Source organism: Curtobacterium sp. MCBA15_005 (genome assembly GCF_001864855.1).
Lineage (GTDB): Bacteria > Actinomycetota > Actinomycetes > Actinomycetales > Microbacteriaceae > Curtobacterium > Curtobacterium flaccumfaciens.
This window is the reverse complement of record NZ_MJGL01000052.1, coordinates 1,636-1,960: the sequence shown is the minus strand read 5'-3', so window position 1 is coordinate 1,960 and position 325 is coordinate 1,636. Positions and strand designations below refer to the sequence as shown.

The 325-nt window shown below is 72.6% G+C and carries 1 protein-coding gene; it reads left to right on the top strand.

Translation table 11 applies throughout. The features are described 5' to 3' along the window. Positions 1-325: class I SAM-dependent methyltransferase (locus tag BIU89_RS13655; protein WP_139179209.1), on the top strand; the 325-nt coding region annotated here is incomplete at both ends.

Below are 325 nucleotides of genomic sequence, written 5' to 3'. Positions count from 1 at the left end.
GTGCCGGTGCCGGTGCCGGTTCGTACGCGCCGACCGACCGCGACGTGACCGCCGTCGAGCCCGCCGGAGACCTTCCCTTCGCCGACGACACCTTCGACGCCGCGATGACGACCTTCTCGCTGCACGAGTGGCACGACCTCGAACGCGTGCTCGCCGAGGTGCGTCGCGTGACCCGGGGCCCCGTCGTGGTCCTGACGTTCGACCCCGACCGCATCGAGCGCTCCTGGCTCGCCGAGTACGCGCCCGAGGTGCTGTCGGCCGACGCCCGTCGACATCCGGCACTGCCGCGGATCGCCGACGCACTGGGCGACGACACCGTGACGAG